This window comes from Niallia sp. Man26, from assembly GCF_022049065.2.
In the GTDB taxonomy this organism is placed as follows: Bacteria; Bacillota; Bacilli; order Bacillales; family Cytobacillaceae; genus Niallia.
In genome coordinates, this window is the sequence record NZ_CP095743.1 from 2,797,851 (window position 1) to 2,815,359 (window position 17,509).

11 protein-coding genes are annotated in these 17,509 nt (G+C 39.6%); 3 read left to right on the top strand and 8 right to left on the bottom strand.

The window, feature by feature from the left end; all coding sequences use genetic code 11:
• Positions 1-4: 4 nt before the first annotated feature.
• From L8T27_RS14230 to L8T27_RS14245, 4 genes are read right to left on the bottom strand one after another with little or no spacing between them, the layout of a single operon-like run.
• The gene (locus L8T27_RS14230; RefSeq protein ID WP_237941760.1) at positions 5-1,666 is read right to left on the bottom strand and encodes a GspE/PulE family protein; all 1,662 of its coding nucleotides are present in this window, start codon (positions 1,664-1,666) and stop codon (positions 5-7) included.
• A gap of 20 nt (positions 1,667-1,686) precedes the next feature.
• The gene (locus tag L8T27_RS14235) at positions 1,687-3,054 is read right to left on the bottom strand and encodes a G5 domain-containing protein (RefSeq protein ID WP_237941761.1); all 1,368 of its coding nucleotides are present in this window, start codon (positions 3,052-3,054) and stop codon (positions 1,687-1,689) included.
• 21 nt (positions 3,055-3,075) lie between these two features.
• Entirely contained in the window at positions 3,076-3,852 is a 777-nt protein-coding gene (locus L8T27_RS14240; RefSeq protein WP_237941762.1) for a PRC-barrel domain-containing protein, read from the bottom strand.
• A gap of 26 nt (positions 3,853-3,878) precedes the next feature.
• Complete coding sequence (locus tag L8T27_RS14245) at positions 3,879-5,180, bottom strand: hypothetical protein (protein WP_237941763.1); 1,302 nt, start codon at positions 5,178-5,180, stop codon at positions 3,879-3,881.
• Positions 5,181-5,335: 155 nt separating this feature from the next.
• Here L8T27_RS14245 and L8T27_RS14250 point away from each other — a divergent pair, with 155 nt between their 5' ends.
• The 3 genes from L8T27_RS14250 to L8T27_RS14260 are packed head-to-tail and all read left to right on the top strand — an operon-like array spanning position 5,336 to position 8,448.
• Positions 5,336-5,827 carry a type IV pilus modification PilV family protein gene (locus L8T27_RS14250; RefSeq protein ID WP_237941764.1) on the top strand — a complete coding sequence of 164 codons (492 nt, stop codon included), beginning with the start codon at positions 5,336-5,338 and terminating at the stop codon, positions 5,825-5,827.
• Positions 5,811-6,389 carry a prepilin-type N-terminal cleavage/methylation domain-containing protein gene (locus tag L8T27_RS14255; protein WP_233318376.1) on the top strand — a complete coding sequence of 193 codons (579 nt, stop codon included), beginning with the start codon at positions 5,811-5,813 and terminating at the stop codon, positions 6,387-6,389. The genes L8T27_RS14250 and L8T27_RS14255 overlap by 17 nt, the downstream gene beginning before the upstream one ends.
• Before the next feature lie 10 nt (positions 6,390-6,399).
• Positions 6,400-8,448, top strand: coding sequence for a FapA family protein (locus L8T27_RS14260; protein WP_237941765.1), 2,049 nt, complete (start codon positions 6,400-6,402; stop codon positions 8,446-8,448).
• Positions 8,449-8,526: 78 nt separating this feature from the next.
• Here L8T27_RS14260 and L8T27_RS14265 read toward each other — a convergent pair whose 3' ends face one another.
• The 4 genes from L8T27_RS14265 to L8T27_RS14280 form a co-directional block, all read right to left on the bottom strand.
• Positions 8,527-11,367: a vWA domain-containing protein gene (locus tag L8T27_RS14265; RefSeq protein WP_248574447.1), complete on the bottom strand. Its 2,841-nt coding sequence runs from the start codon at positions 11,365-11,367 to the stop codon at positions 8,527-8,529.
• A gap of 222 nt (positions 11,368-11,589) precedes the next feature.
• The gene (locus tag L8T27_RS14270) at positions 11,590-13,305 is read right to left on the bottom strand and encodes a sensor domain-containing diguanylate cyclase (RefSeq protein ID WP_237941767.1); all 1,716 of its coding nucleotides are present in this window, start codon (positions 13,303-13,305) and stop codon (positions 11,590-11,592) included.
• A gap of 155 nt (positions 13,306-13,460) precedes the next feature.
• Positions 13,461-14,768, bottom strand: coding sequence for a bifunctional folylpolyglutamate synthase/dihydrofolate synthase (locus L8T27_RS14275; RefSeq protein WP_237941768.1), 1,308 nt, complete (start codon positions 14,766-14,768; stop codon positions 13,461-13,463).
• Between the two features lie 86 nt (positions 14,769-14,854).
• Complete coding sequence (locus tag L8T27_RS14280; RefSeq protein ID WP_237941769.1) at positions 14,855-17,506, bottom strand: valine--tRNA ligase; 2,652 nt, start codon at positions 17,504-17,506, stop codon at positions 14,855-14,857.
• Positions 17,507-17,509: the final 3 nt, after the last annotated feature.

Consider the following 17,509-nt stretch of genomic DNA (forward strand, 5'->3'; position numbering starts at 1 on the left):
CCTCCTAGTCAGGGATAGCTACACGAAGCACTTCTTCTGTTGTAGTAATTCCTTGTTTAACTTTCAAAAGACCGTCATCAATTAAGAAGATTGTTTTAGCTTTAATAGCAAGCTCCCGCAGCTTCGTGAAGGACTCGCCATTCATGATGACACTTTTCATCTCATCATTGATAACTAACACCTCATGGATAGCAACACGGCCTTTATAGCCTGTCATGTTGCAGGAAGCACAGCCCTTCCCTCTTGCCACCTTCTCGATGGACAACCCTCTTTTTGCGAAAATTTCTTTCTCTCGCGCCGAAGCAGGATGAACCTCTCCACAGTCTCTGCACACTTTTCTCACAAGCCGTTGTGCGACAATTCCGCTTAAGGAGGAAGCAACTAAAAATGGCTCCACTCCCATATCAAGCAATCGTGTAATAGAGCCCAAAGAATCATTCGTATGAAGAGTGCTAAGAACAAGATGTCCTGTCAACGACGCTCTGACAGCAACCTCGGCTGTTTTCTTATCTCGTATCTCCCCGACCATGATGACATTCGGGTCTTGTCTCAGGATAGCGCGCAATCCTGCTGCAAATGTCATGCCGACATTTCCGTTTACTTGAATTTGGTTAATGCCCTCTAATTGATACTCAACAGGGTCCTCGACCGTAATGATATTAACCTCTTCACTGTTTAAGCGATTAAGTGCAGCATATAAAGTGGAAGATTTACCTGAACCAGTCGGGCCTGTTATTAAAATAATCCCTGTCGGTTTTTCAATCATGTCAACGAAGCGGCCAAGATTAACTTTATTAAAGCCAAGCTTATTAAGGTCATTTAAGGTACTCCCTAAATCAAGAAGACGCATTACAACCTTTTCACCATATACTGTCGGCAATGTTGATACACGCAAATCAATCGGATGGAAATCCAGATTAATCTTAATTCTCCCATCCTGGGGAATGCGATGCTCTGTTATATCTAAATTGGCCATGATTTTCAGCCTGGCAATCAATACACTTTGCATATGCTTTGGCAGGACCCGTTCGACACGAAGTACGCCATCAATACGGTAGCGGATAACCACCTTCGTTTCCTGCGGGTCAATATGAATATCACTTGCTTTTAATGTTGCTGCATTCGTCAATATTTGGTTAACAAGTCTTACGATTGGAGAATCTTGCTCAATCATCCCATCGCTCTGGCTTTCACCAATCTCATTCGGATCTGACAGCAATTCTTCAAAGCCTTCGTCCATATCATAATATTTATTGATTGCCCGCAGGATATCATCTTTAGAAGCAATAGCTGTTTCTATTTGAAAGCCAGTAGCCAAGCGCAAATCATCAATTGTATAGAAGTCCATTGGATCAGCCATTGCGACATACAGTTTTTCTCCATCTTTCTTGAGCGGAATAATCAACTGTCTTTTCGCTGTTTCCTTGGAAACAATCGTAAATAATTTAGGGTCAAAAGGATAGCGGTACAAGCTTACATGGGGAATGCCTAACTGCAATTCCAATACTTCAATAAGCTGCTGCTCTGTAATAAATCCCTTTTGAAGCAAACTGTCGCCAAGCCTTTGATCCGGATGCTTATCTTGCAGCGCCTGCTGCAGCTGTTCTTCTGTCAGCAAACCAGCTTCCACCAACAAATCACCAAGTCGTTTTCGAATTTGTTTCATCCTTGATCCCTCCCTTAAAATTATTTAGTGCTTTCCGCTGTTTCTTCCGTACTTGCAGCAGTCTTGTCCGCTTCTGTGCTGTCATTTGTTTTGCTATCCGTTTCCGTTGTTTCCGTATCTTTTGTATTGCTTGAGTCGTCTTCAGAAGCTTCTGTATCTGTCTTTGCTTCACTATTATCGCTATCTGTGTCTTCTGCAGCACTGTTATCAGCGTCGATTGTAACATCCTCTTCAACAAGCAGGCTGTGTGCAATGACTTTATTCACTGGTGGATAAAAGTCTTCACTGATTAGTTCTTTTTTTACAACTTCCCCGTTCTCATCCTTCGACTCTCTGTATACCTTGATCAACTGTCCGGCGGAGCCTTCTTCTACAATTCTCGTTTCATTTAAGCTCAGACTTGGATCAAACTGAAGAACTGTTTTTGGTGAAAATGTTTCTTTATCAGACAAAATCACTTTATAGTCATATAGCAAACTAGCTCCATTTAAACTTACATACAGTTTGTTATTAACCATTTGGAAGGACATAGTAAAGGTTTGTTCATTAGGATTATTGAACCGGTAATCCATTTTTTGATTCTTATTTATTCTTGCTTCATAGCCGATATCAGCAAAGTCTGGCAACGTATTGCTTGTATACCTTTCTGAAACAGTGAAGTTCGTTGGCAGGATTGCTGAATGAACAGCAGTAGCCACAATGCTTAGCACCTTATCTGAGTAAGCTTCCCCATTATTTTCGTTCATCCATTCAAGCAAAGAAATGGTTGCTTGCGGTTTAATCGTTAAAGTCGGGAATTGCTTTACCCATTTTTTCACACTGTTTTTCTGGTCGTCCGTATCCACTGTCGCCTCTGCTAATTTAGCGTTCTCTTCTTTTTTGCTTATTTTGTATTCATTCAAGTCGATTAATTGATTGCCAGATTGTAAGCTTGCTGCCATTCCTACTAAACTATCATTCAACTTAGACAAATAAAAAGCATTATCTGTCGTCAGCTCGGCTGATACAGATGTCAGGAAGCTTTCCATTTCCTGCAAGTCAAGGGACACAAGAACATTATTGTTCTCCCCTTGTTTAATGGAAGCAACAGAGTCCTTCAATTGAAATGCAAACTGGCTTAGATCAAAACTCACTGTCTTTTCTTTGAATTTCAATTGAATATTTGTGTTCTTCTCCCATTCTGTATGCTTTTCGCTTACTGCGCTTAAGGCCTCCTGTTGATTCATCCCAGAAACATCGATGCCGGCAATTGTTGTATGCTCCTCATATCCGTCATTACTCTGAAAAAAATTACTGTATGCCTTCGCCCCAAATTGAGAAAAGCTAAAAATAAAGGAAGTCGCGAACAAAATTGCGGCAAATAGCTTTGCAGCTTGGATGTTTTTCATGCAGTGTTTGCTCCTTTGTTATTAAGCTTCCACATTCATTGAAAGGTCAATTACTACACTTGGTCCTGCTAGCTGGGCATTTTCAATATCCGCTAATGTCAGAACAGTTCCTTTTGTTAGCAGTAGTTGACCTTCATTTGTGTATATATCATTAACTACTTTTTTATTCAGCAATAATTCTACTTGCTTTTCTTTTAATGCTTGCAGGCGTTCTGCTTCCTCTGCGTGATTAATGGCAGGAGCAGACAGCTCTTCTAATAATTCTTCCGTCTCCTCAGCTGTATCTAGTGCTGAAGCTTCTTCTTTTGCACCAAGCTCTCTAAGGCTGGCAGCTGTTTCTTCTTTAACAACAATGATGTCTTTTCCGTAAGTCAACACAAATTCGGCATCAATCAGCACTTCTTTGTTTTTCACATTAGCTTGAAGTGCCGTGATTGCACCGCCATTTTCGTCATCAACGACAAATTCGGAAACTTTGCCGATAAGTTCCCCTTTTCTAGTAATAACATTTGCATCGATAAGACCGATTTTTTTATTTACTAATTCACTGGCAATCGGAATTTCGTTCAAATCCATGATGGCATGGGCATTTTCAATCGTTACTGCATACTCGCCGACACCGACCACTTTTTTAAACGGAATAGCAAAATTGTTGTCCTGCCATTCTTCTTGTTCGATCGTCAAGAAATCTACCGTACCCTTTTCTGGGTTAATAATAAGTGATTGAACCTTTCCTTCCTGCTGTCCGTTTGAAATGCTAATGATTGGCAATCCTTTAATTTGTGTACTGTTTTTCATAAAATATCCTCACCTTATTCACATATTTAATTATTTAAGTAATTCTTCTCCATGAAGCTAAGCTGTTCTAAGATGATTGGTTCAAGTTGGTATTTAGTTTGCAATTGAACAAACAATGACCGCAGCTTGGAACTTTCGTTATGCTGAACATAATGCTCGATCAGTAAATTAGACAGAGCAAAGTATTCATGTAATGGCAATGTCTCTGTTAGGCATTTCAGCAGGATTGCTTCATATTCCTCTCTGCTGAGGCTGTTCTTCATCAGGTCAAGCTGCATTAACGTATTATTGATAACCTGATGCGCCACTCTGTTGTCTTTAACTGTCACTTCGTCTTCTATGACGTCGACTTCTTCCATACTTTCTTCTTTAATATTTTCTTCTTCGCTGATTTTTTCTGTGCTTAGTTCTAATAACGGTTCTTTATGGGCTAGAATGTCTGGCAGCAAATCTTCTGCTGCAGTGTCGATTTCTTCTCGTTCCAACAAGTCAGGGTTTATAACAAAATCATCCACTTCTTGTTCTTTTAAGCTCTCATCATTAGCAGCCGGTGTTACGGCATCTTGGTCATCCTCTACACTTGCCGCTGCTTGATCTGCATCTTCTAGTAAAGACATATCAAAATCAGCAAACTCGGCTGCTGTTTTGCTCTGCTTATTTTCTTGCTGTGTTTCATTTTCATCAGAGTTCATCAGCATTTCCAGCTCCTCCATATAAGAAAAGCTTTCTGCTGAATGTTCTGCTACCGCATTTTCAGTTGGCGATGTGAGAACTTCCATTGCTGGAATTTCCTCTGCATCCTCTAATTCCCCTATGATTATTTCGTCCGCAACAGCTGAATTGTTAACATCTTCTTTCGCAGAAAAATCACTTTTCATAAATTCTTCCTCGACAGAAACTGCCGGAATAATAATATCTTCCTCATCATTTGCTTTTTCAGCTGTTAAAACTGGCTCGACTTCTTTAACTTCAGCTGCTGCAGGCAGCTTTTCGCTTTTGATATCCCATGTGCTATTTCGCTGTGTCACCTGCTGAGCTGTAGCCATTTCCCAGTCATAATCTTCTTCATCCATTTCTTCCTCTGCTTCAAACATCATTTCTGGGGATTTTTTAATGAAGATATAAGTAAATATAATTAAAAATAAAAGCATTAAAAGCACTGTTTGCCACCATGCAAACAATCGCTGTGTCAATAACCCGCATACAGATGTGAGCAGTGCAGCACCAATAATCCACCATTTGCCCTTTTTCGTAAACCCTAATGGGAGAAAATACACAATTGGCACAATCAAAATTAGGGAGAAAAGAGCTAGAACATACGATATCATGGCACACCTCCTTATAACGATATCTAATTCCCTAAAAAAACGACATTTTTTTCTATTTTTCCAATACTTTAGCACTCTTTTTCGACTTTTTTAGTCAATTTACGACTAATAAATATTGTATAATAAGATTAGTAATTTTGAAAGCAGGGGAATATATGAAATTTTTTAAAGTTCTATCTAGTAATAAAGGCTTAACTTTGATTGAGGTTCTCGTTTCCCTTACTATACTCAGTCTAATTTTATTAGGTATAATGAACTTTTTTAATCAAGCTTATTCTTTTACAAACTCGAACCAAAAAAAGACTGCTGCCATTAATGTTGCTAGAAACGCTTTAACGTATATGGAACAGTCTTCAGGCAATAACTCGTTTATTGCGCTAAGAGACAGGCTGAAAAAAAATCCGGCCACAGAAGGTACATTAAGAATTTGTGATAATTCCTATCAAGTATTTTGGAATGATGAGATACAGGGCTGTGAGCCAATCACCATAAATAATGTAGCCTACAATGTTACTATTGTTCCTTCGCTGGATGAAAACAATACAGCTTATTTCATTCCCTTAACTGTTGAAGTGGCTTGGACGGTGAAGCAGCATGACTACACAACTTCAATGGAAGGGGCAATTAAAAGTGAAGATCTTAGATGAAAAAGGACTGACCTTGGTTGAGGTTCTTGCAGTGCTTGCGATAACAGCTATCGTGCTGCCTGTTATATATGGTGTCTTTCATACAGGTATTAATCTGTACAATAAGATACAAGTAGAAGGGCAGCTCCGTGATGATGCTGATTATGCGGTGTCTGTGATGATGAATTCCTTTAACAGCATTCCGTTTGATTATGTCACACAAGATGGCGACAAAATCGTCCTTGTTAATTCAGAGCAGACAGCTATTAACGAAAATGAAAAAGAGAATTCAACCTTTTACTCCTACAGTAAAGAAGAAATTGATGAAGAGAACACAGAAACACGATCGATTGAATTTGTAGAAAAAACAGTAGGTGGCAAAGAAATTCAGTCTGTTTCCATTGATGGAAATACACTGGAAGGAAACGGCGATTACAGTGCATCCACTATTAATTTAATGTGCAGTGATACCGATAGAAATGATAACAACAAATGTTTACACGGCATTATTGCAGTGGATTTCACCATTCAAAATGCCAGAATAGAACGGCCACTAACATTAGAAAGTCGATTTGGCTTTTAAGGAGTATTATATGAAGAAACTGAATGAACAAGGAAATGCCCTCCTTACAGTCCTTTTAGTGTCGATTGTATTCACGACGATTGGTCTTGCCATTGTGGCATCTTCCATCAGTGGAGCAAAACGAGTGGAAACAAGGGAATCGGACATCACCGTAACGTTTGAGAGCAAAAAGGTGCTCGAGGAAATTACATCTGAAATTGCGGCAAGGCTGAATACATTAAATTTAGATATGGTGAAAAGAACAGATGGCACTTACCGAGTAAATGCATCATTTGAAGGAAATCTGCAAAATAGAGTGCTCGTTCCCAGTCTTGACCATATCCTTGAAAATACCAATTACGATGACTCTATTAAATGTTTAAGCATACAAGACTTAAGCAATACCAACGACATTCTACCTATCCAGCCTACTTCGGCACAAAACCAATGTGAGGCTGCAACGTTGGAAAATACAAGCTCTTATTCCATTAACAGAGATGATGATTACACAAGAGTGCTGGAGATTGTGCTTGTAACGAACAACCCGAATGAAAATGAGGGAGATGTCACGCGTACGTTGAAGAAAAAGATCATTCTGTCCCCACTTCCAAGCTTCCTTAAGTATGCTGCAGGGTCAGCTTCAGAAGATGATAAAGGCGGACTTTTCTTGAATGGTTCTTCTAATATTAACGGAAATGCCTTTGCTAATTATCTGACGATATCAGATGATGCAAAATATCAAGACCGGCAAGGAGGCGCAAGAACAATACATTCTCTCCCGCCATCAGTTAATGGTGACTTCTACAGCACAGGAGCGCATATACTTCCGCTACTGAAGGAAAGCAATTTCTATCAGGAAGATGTACCTGATCTTAAGCATGATAGTCAATTTATCAATATTGAGTTTGATAAAACACTCAGAGACCGAATTAACACAATCCTTGGAAATAACAACTTAACAGCAACTGTTTCAACAACAGAGGATATAAAGTATCTTCCAAGTGTATTAAAGCAGGAAATAAGCTCTAAGGTGACTACAAATGTTACCGAAAGTGAGATTGCAAAGACAGAAACACAGCAAGTCCCTCAATCTGTGCTAGGAGACTCCCTTGAGGAGCTGGAGGGCGGTTTCACGATTGACAGTAAAACTGGTCCAATTCAATTTAATAATACAGTACAAGTTAATGGAGATGTTGTTATAAACAGCAGCAACTATCCAATTACATTTAACAAAGATCTTATCGTTAATGGTGATTTATATGTTGTCAGCAATAAGGATATATCCCTTCAAGCTGTCAAGACAGCGGGCAATCTTCATCTTATTAACTTTGACGGCAATGTCACAGTTGCGCAAGACATGGTGGCTGCCGGAAAAATCGTAATAGAGTCCAGCGCTGACAAAACGGTTAACACAGCAAACGGAGTGAAGCTGAATGGCGATATCTTCTCAGGAACAACACTCAGCATTCGCCCCCTTAATACAGAAATGGATTTAAACAGTAATATTATCAGTCTTGGTTCTTTTACAGTCAAGGGCGATGAAACAGGGGAATCTGAACAAGAAAATGACATTGTGCGCTTTAATTCTGTTGTTTATTCGAATGCAGACAGCTTTATCTCCAACGTTAATATTATTGGCCTGCCATACACAAATAATTTAGGTAACGCAACGGAAGGGCAGCTGATACTGCTTTCAAAAGACAGGCTTACGATTACAAGGATGAATGAATTTAACAATTATGCTGACATGAATGAGCCGAGCTATCCGTACTTGCCAATCGAGGAAATGAATATCAAGCCATTACAAGCATTTTTCTATACAGAAAGGGATGCAGAATTATATGGAGTAGGTTCGTTGTTTTATATTAAAGGAGGCATATTTGCCAGAGGTTCTCTTGAAATCAATGCGATCAGAGCGAACCGCTCATTTAAAGCAATCGAAAATGTTCCTGGGTCAACAGAAGGTTACATGTCCAGATTCATTGTTGATTATGACCAAGACGTATTATTGCAAGGAATAGATGCATTGCCGATAGTTGACCGCTTGCAGATTATTCCTGATGATTTTGTTATTCAATAACCATTCAAGGGTGCCCTATCTGGCACCCTTTTTAATTCTACAAAAAAAGGGATGCTTACATTTAGCATCCCTTCCTTATTACCATTTACCGTCCGTGCTGTTTCCAGAACCGCCGTTATCACCATCGTCTGTACTAGTATCCTCCACAACTTCAATCAAGGTGGATGCACTTGGACTTGTGCTATCTCTTTGTTCTTCTGCAGTTGCTGTCACATTTGAATAACCGACTTCTTTCCCTTTCAAGTAGTATTCGCCATCTTTATGAATGACTTCTACTTTATCTGGCTGATCTGCTACAACACTAATAATATCTTTGTCTGTTGCGTTGCTTGGGTTGAAGATTAAGTTATCTGTTACTGGCAGCTCTTCCCCAACCTCCACTTGGTAGGCTGGTTTCGTGAATTTAATTTCATCAAGGGCAATATACGGGTCCGTAACTGTCACCGGAATTCTTACCTCAAGATTAGAACCGTCTTTTGTCTTCACAATCAGCTCTGTTTCCCCTGCCTTATTTCCATAAATGCTGTACTTTCCATCAAGGATACTAGCTATTGATGTGTCAGCAAGTTTAATATCCAAGTCTTTGTTTGTGGCATTTTCCGGGTTAAAGGTAACAGTGAAGTCAGTCGTGCTTCCTACGATAATATTTATAGGGTTAGGCGTAACCGAAATAGATTGTACTTTATCTTGTATTGTAATTGTCTTTGTGATTTCCTGGCTGTTAGCAAAACCACCTTCAGCCTTAACGTGAATCGTATTCTTGCCTGTCTTGTCTATTATGATTGCTTCAGTTGGATTAAATTTAATCCAACCTGTTGTCTCCTTGCCATTGTCCACTTTATAGGAGTAGACAACATCATCTCCTGCAACTTTCTGGACAAGCCTTGCCTCTACCGTTTCTGATGCTGTTTCGCCACTTCCATATTTATCGCCTGTAGACTTTCCGGTCAAATCATAATCTGGCGTGAAATACAGATAGGCTTTACTGTCATCATTATACGTGATTTCTATTGCCTGATTGTTCGTCCCTTCTTTAAAAACCATATCTTTCACAGGCTTATTTTCAAGTCCATAATCTTCCTTGAAATCAGCAGTGCTTGCTATTTTCGTATTTGTTGCCTGATCTCTCTTTTCAATCGTTCCTGCAGCATCACCTGTGTATACATTCGCTGTGTTTTCTTTTAACTGTACCTTCATATTAATCATTTGCGATGATGCTGGAATCGTTGTTTGACTGCTGTATGAAAAACGAGAATCAGTAAAATATAAATTGGCGATTGGCATCGTCATATTAGTGACCGCCCAATCTACTTTCAGCGGCAAGGAAGCCGTAATTTCTGAGGGCGTAAAGCTGCCTTTTGCGTAGTTTGCCACATCACTTAATGACATCACTGCATAGTTTTTACCATTCCTTGACTCTACCTTCACATTATCCTTAGGAATAACCGTAATCCCAGCTGGCAATGGCTGTTCAATAACTAAATTCTGTAATTTGCCGCTGACAGTGCTGTTCACTAAATTAATAGGCTTTAAAGAATAATTGACATTAAAATAATTTGTTCTGTCATTAGAATTGCTAGTTTTGACTAAATTATTTAAGTCATTCACTACTTTTGACAGTGTCATAGAGGACTGGAAGCCGGCAGGTGCATCATCTTTAACAACAATCGTTGCAGAGGTTGATTTCTCCTGAAGCTTTCCATCTAGATCGGTATATTCAAGCTTAATATTATCAAAATTATATGTCCCTTTTTGACTGAATGTCAAAGGCAGTGACACATCAATCGGAGTCATAACATTTTGATTGATTGGGAACAATATGTCCTTTTTAATGATTATATTTCCTGAAGAATCCAATGTAGCATTGGCATTGTCTGCAAGTTTAACAGTATCCCCAAACTTAGCAATATTAATTTTAACAGTAGCCGTGATAGTTGGTGTGGATACCTTCTGTGATATATCTTCAAATATTTTCGCAATAGTATCTGTTGAAGCCTGCTGTGCTGTCACACCAGTCTTCTCTGATAACTTACTTAAATAGCTCATATCTACTTCACTATTTGTCCCAAAGCCGACGGAATACAGCTTAATGTTATTGGCAGCAAGTTCGTCGACCTCTTCATCAACATATGATTTAATGGCTGTTTGCACTGTTTTTAAGCTGTTGGAAACAACTGTCCCATTAGAACGGACAGCAGTCGCTGTATTATTTGTATAAACAGTGTATGTTACTGTATCCTGCACTTTTTTGTCATAGCAGAAGTACTTAGATTGACAAACTCTATCAGTAAATGTCTCTACGTTTTTAGAAGATGTCGGCTCTCCATCTGTCATAAAGATGATATACTTCTTCGCTTGGCTTGTTCCAGTTGTTAACATGCTCCTTGCTTTTTGGAAGGATTGTGTATAGTTTGTTCCGCCAACGGCAGAAAGCTCCTTCACTCGGTTGTTAATAGTCTGCAGGTTTGTTCTCACATTATCTGTCGTTGGCGTGGACACAACCGGAAAACTTACAACCTTATCTGTTTCCACATCTGTAGAAAAAGGAATAAGAGAAAACCTGTCATTTTTATTAGGATCTTGGCTAAAGAAAGCCGCCGCTTCAGCCATGGCATTTTTTGCACTCAAAAACTTATACGGGCTTTTGCCTAGCTCATCCATGGAGCCTGATTTATCAAAAACAAATGCAACATCTATTGGAGAACGATTTGCATTTGTTGCCTTCCCCTCAGGAGTTAAACGAATATCTAAACTTCCCTGTGCCGAACTGTTTGCCGGTTTAACGATAACACTTTGAGATGGTGTCACTGTAAAATTAACTGTCGGCGCTGATGCAGCCGCATTTGCTTGGAAGGGTATCAACAGCAATGACAGTATTGACAATATAATAAACTTACTGAAACGTAACGCTCTCCTCATTTCCCCACTCCGTTCTTACTACTGTTAAACTAGTATAATATCTTCATTATATCAAGGACTTTTGAACTAGGATAGTCTTTTCTGCTGGGAATATATTACGCTCTAGCCTCTTGTGTTATCGTCCTTTCCCCCTATTTTTTCAGCATGTTTCTCGTGTTACTAAATCTTTGCAAAAAAAAAAGAAACTGCTAAATCAATAGAAGTTCCTTTGCACTTTATGAGCTATTTCATATAACAAGCGACGCGATTCCTGCCTGCCCGCTTCGCCCCAACATACAGGGCTCTGTCAGCATGCCTTATCAGCGCCATTGCTTCATCAGCTTGTTCAGGAGCACATGCAAGTCCCAGTGATGCTGTGATGCTTACCTGCAATTCTTTTTGTTTTTCATCTATATTTTGTTTGATGAAAAACGGCCGGGTTTCAATCATTTTTCTTAAAAATTCTGCAAGCTCCTGTGCTTCCTCGATTTCCGTATTTTCAAGGAGAATCACAAACTCTTCTCCCCCGTATCTCGCTACCACTCCGTGTTTATCAATAAGCTTTGAGACTCTGTCTGCAAACTCTGTTAATATTTCATTTCCTGCTTGATGACCATACGTATCATTAATTGACTTAAAATGGTCAATATCAAGCATAATGACAGTTAAATTGTTAATAACATTATTGTTCATCTCTGTAAATTTTGCTGTTAAGTGCTTTTCGAAATAACGGTAATTGTATAGCTTTGTCAGCGCACAGCGCTCACTCTTTTCTTTCGTTTTTTCAAAGTATCGCGCATTATCAAGAGCAACTGCAAACTGGGTGCATAACAGATCCAATATCATCAGCTTTGTATGCGCGAATGCCTTTTTTTGCACGCTTCCTAGCAGCAAGATACCAATCACACCATTGTTTTTGATGATTGGCATGCACAGCACACTTTCAATATAATCGGGCATAAAGCCTTTGTTAAGCTCTTCCCAATCTTTGCGCCTATGATAGACAGCTGGTTTTTTTGCGGCAAGTACTCGGCCAATAATTCCCTCATTTTCCTTCAGTACATCGGAAAAAATCGGGAGCTTCTTCTGCTTCTCTACCCTGGCAATCGACTCTAGCTCATTTTTGCTGTTTACTTGATCCACATACACAACATCAACCTTCATCAATTCAAATATGCTGTCGATAAACAAATTGATTGTTTCCTTTACAAATAAGGCTTGTGACAGCTGATGTCCAATTTCGGCAATTTTTTTCAAATAGTCATTGATTGATTGGCTTGAATGATACAGTCTCAATACAACAGACAGACAGATGAAAGGAATTCCTATCAAAACGAGAGCCATTAACCCAATATCCAAGTACATAATATACAGCGCGAAGCCGACAGGATATGTAATAAGCGTAGTGAAAAACTCCCACAAAACATCCTTCGTGAGAAAATTTACTTTTCTTTTATATACTAGACGGTCAATGCAAAAAATGAAAAGCGCATTCAGAACAAAATAAATAAAAGGATAAAAAAGAATGAGCATAAAAGAGTCAAAGTGGAACAGAAGGTCCGCTCCATGGCTTCCGCCAAGACTGTAGTATATAATTCCGCTCAATACAGAAACGAGAAAGAACATTGCTGAATTCATCGGCAGCCGGAATAATGATTTTTTATCGAGACGCATCTGCAGCATTAAGGTGAACAATGCTATTTGCACAAGCACTGTCTCGATAAATAAACCAAATATCAAGAAAACGGAGATCGTTGCCCACTGCAGGAAGAAAACAGGAGTTCCATTAATCATCATTGGCATGCTTGCAACGATTGCCATAAATATTAAAAACGCAAGGACATCACCATATTCCCCCGTAATGTCTGGTGGATAGAAGTGATATGTCAGCAATAAGCCAATAGGGATAAGCACTATCCAAATTGCCCATATTATTTTTTTAGTAGATGATTTAACCAAATGCTCCACCTAATTTCTTTTCTAAAAAGATGCATTGCCTATTTGGCCTTTAACAGGCTATTATTTCATATTACGAAATTTCAAACTTTTTACCTATTAGTATTATACTATATTTTTTTATTGCAAAAATATATAAAAATTTGTAAAAAATTCTGTTACTTTCCTCCTAAATTTCGTTCTTTCCAAAAGGCAAGCACATTTGACAAGAAATACAAGGAGCCAGTGATGACCAGCAGCTCATCTTCATGAAGTCTTTCGAGTTTTTCTGTAATTAATTTTTTCCAATCATCAGTAAAGCGTTTATTTGAATGACTGCTTTCTCTAAACAGCGCTTCAGCTGCTGCTGCGCGGGGAAAGTCAAAGCTTGTGAAAGTGATGTCAGAAGCTGCTTGTCCTAACTTTTCAATCATTTTATCTGTTTTCTTATCAGATAATGCAGCAAACAAAACACTCTTCTTCTTATCTTTGTATCTTGTTTCTAAGACATCAACTAACGCCTCAACACCTTCCTGATTATGTGCACCGTCTACAAGCACATACGGGTGTTTAGAGAGAATCTCCAATCTGCCTGCCCACCGTGCTTGAAGCAATCCTGTTCTGATATCTGCTTCACTCAAGTGTAAGCTGTCTTTAAGAAGCAATGCAGCCATAACGGCAAGAGCAGCATTTTCTGCTTGATGCTCTCCTAGCATGCCAATCTGCAAATGTAGAAATTTTGTTGCTGCTGTTTTAAAGGTGAAAACCTCTCCATCTTCATTCGATTGATAATCTTCCACCACAAAATGTTTGCCTAATAAATAGTAAGAAGCGTTTTCCTCTTTAGCTCTGCGTACAATTACTTCCTCTGATTCCTGTTGCTTGACTGCAGCAATTACCGGTGTGTTCTCTTTAATAATCCCAGCTTTTTCAAACGCAATTTCGCTGTATGTTTCTCCTAAAATAGCAGTATGGTCAAGACCGATACTTGTGATGACAGATAAGAGAGGTGTAATGATATTAGTAGAATCAAAACGACCACCTAAGCCGACTTCATACAGAACAACATCTGGTTGATGGACAAATGCAAAATAATAAAGAGACATTGCTGTAATAATCTCAAATTCTGTCGGTCCGCCTAATTCGTCTTTATCCATTTCCATAACTATCGGATAAAGAATATTAGCAAGCTCCTTAATTTCTTCGTCGGCAATCGGCACGCCATTGATGCTGATTCTTTCATTAAATTGTTCAATATATGGGGAAGTAAAGGTTCCAACTGTTAACCCGGCACTTTCCATTATATTGCGCAAATAGGCAACCGTTGAGCCTTTGCCATTTGTGCCGCCCACATGAACAGCTTTAATCTTTTTCTCTGGAAAACCAAGCTTCTCCATCATGATGTTCATTCTAGTGAGCCCAGGCTTAATTCCGAGCCTAAGCCGTCCATGTATCCACTTTAATGCCTCTTCATATGTCTGGAACATAATTTCCACCTCTTCTTGGTTTATCTTTAAATAGGGAAGACGAACCCTATGTAGGATAGGGTTCGTCTTAGTTTAAAAGGGAGGTTTTAAGCATCGCCCTTAAGTTCTTTAATTCGAGCTTCTACTGTTGCTCTTTTTTGCAGATAGTCTTGCTCTTTTGCTTTTTCTTCATTGATGACTTTCTCTGGTGCTTTGCTTACAAACCCTTGATTGCTTAGCTTCTTCTGAACTCGGTCTACTTCTTTCGTCCATTTCTCAAGCTCTTTAGTAAGACGGGCAATTTCTTCCTCCATATTGATGAGGCCTTCAAGTGGCAGAATAATTTCCACACCTGTAATAACAGAAGTCATCGCTTTATCAGGAATAGCAATATCTGTTGCGATTTCCAACTCTTCTGGATTACAGAAACGCTCAATATATGCTTTGTTGTCTTCCAATGTAGCTTTGATTGTATCATCTTGTGCTTTCAAGAGGATCTTAATCTTCTTGCTCATTGGTGTATTTACTTCCGCACGGCTGTTTCTTACTGAACGGATAATTTCTACAAGCAGCTTCATATCGTTAGCAGCTTTATTATCTGTAAATGCTGGATTTACCTCCGGCCATGCTGCAGTTGTAATAGACTCACCTGCATGCGGCAAGTTCTGCCAGATTTCTTCTGTAATAAATGGCATGAAAGGATGCAACAATCTCATTGTATTATCCAATACATATGCAAGAATAGAACGTGTTGTCAGCTTAGCAGCTTCGTCTTCGCCATAAAGCGGCAGCTTCGCCATCTCGATATACCAGTCACAGAAATCATCCCAGATGAAGTTGTAAAGGATGCGTCCTACTTCACCGAATTCATAGCGGTCAGACAGACGTGTCACTGTTTCGATTGTTTCGTTAAGACGTGTTAAAATCCATTTGTCTGCAACAGATTTTTCTCCAGACAAGTCAATTTCTTCATATGTTAAGCCGTTCATGTTCATTAAAGCAAAACGGGATGCATTCCAAATCTTGTTGGCGAAATTCCAAGTCGATTCTACCTTTTCCATGCTGAAGCGTAAGTCTTGGCCTGGCGAGCTGCCTGTTGACAAGAAGTAACGCAGGGAATCAGCACCATATTGTGCGATAACATCCATCGGATCAACACCGTTACCCAATGATTTACTCATTTTTCTGCCTTGCTCGTCACGAACAAGTCCATGGATTAATACATCATTAAACGGTCTTTCGCCAGTGAACTCAAGCCCTTGGAAAATCATGCGGGAAACCCAGAAGAAAATGATGTCATAGCCAGTAACAAGTGCAGCTGTCGGATAATAACGCTTAAAGTCAGGAGCATCTGTGTCAGGCCAATCCAATGTAGAGAACGGCCATAAGGCAGAGCTGAACCAAGTGTCTAAAACATCTGTATCTTGCTCCCAGTTTTCAATGTCACTTGGAGCCTCGTGGTTTACATACACTTCGCCTGTTTCTTTATGATACCAAGCTGGAATGCGATGACCCCACCACAGCTGACGAGAAATACACCAGTCGCGGATGTTTTCCATCCAGTGTAAATAAGTGTTTTCGAAGCGGTTCGGCACAAATTGTACTTTCTCTTCTTCGTTGTTTTGCAAAGCAACAGCTGCATCTGCTAATGGCTGCATCTTAACGAACCATTGTGTGGACAAGTATGGCTCAACAACTGCGCCGCTGCGCTCAGAATGCCCAACTGAATGCATATGCTCTTCAATTTTAAACAGAACACCTTGCTCCTCAAGATCTTTAACGATTTGCTTGCGGCATTCAAAACGATCCATGCCTTCATATTTACCGGCACGTTCATTCATCGTTCCATCCTCATTCATTACAAGGATGCGTTCTAGATTATGACGGTTACCTACTTCAAAGTCATTCGGGTCATGTGCTGGTGTCATTTTAACAGCGCCAGAACCGAAGTCCATTTCTACATAATCATCTGCCACAATCGGAATTTCTCTTCCAACGATCGGCAGAATTACTGTTTTTCCGATTAAATGCTGGTATCTTTCATCCTTTGGATGTACAGCAACACCAGAATCACCAAGCATCGTTTCCGGACGAGTAGTAGCAACTTCAATATAGCCGGAGCCGTCAGCAAGCGGATATCTCATATGATAGAATGCACCTTGTACATCCTTGTAGATTACCTCAATATCTGACAGAGCCGTTTTTGTTGCCGGGTCCCAGTTAATGATATATTCACCACGGTAGATTAAACCTTTGTTATAAAGAGAAACGAATACTTCACGCACCGCTTTTGACAGCCCTTCATCAAGAGTGAAGCGTTCCCTTGAATAGTCTAATCCAAGTCCAAGCTTTGACCACTGTTCACGAATATGACTTGCATATTCTTCTTTCCACTTCCATGTCTCTTCAACAAACTTTTCTCTTCCTAGATCATATCTGCTGACATTGTTTGCACGCAGTTTTTCTTCCACCTTTGCTTGTGTGGCAATCCCTGCATGGTCCATTCCAGGCAGCCATAGAACATCATAGCCTTGCATTCTTTTCATTCTTGTTAAGATGTCTTGTAAAGTTGTATCCCAAGCATGACCTAAATGCAGCTTCCCTGTTACGTTTGGAGGCGGAATCACGATTGTATATGGCTGTTTTCCCTCATCTGACTTTGCCTCAAAAAATTTACCTTTCAGCCACCAGTCATAGCGTCCCTTTTCGATGGATTGGGGATCGTATTTAGTCGGCATTGATAACTCGTTTGTTTCCATACC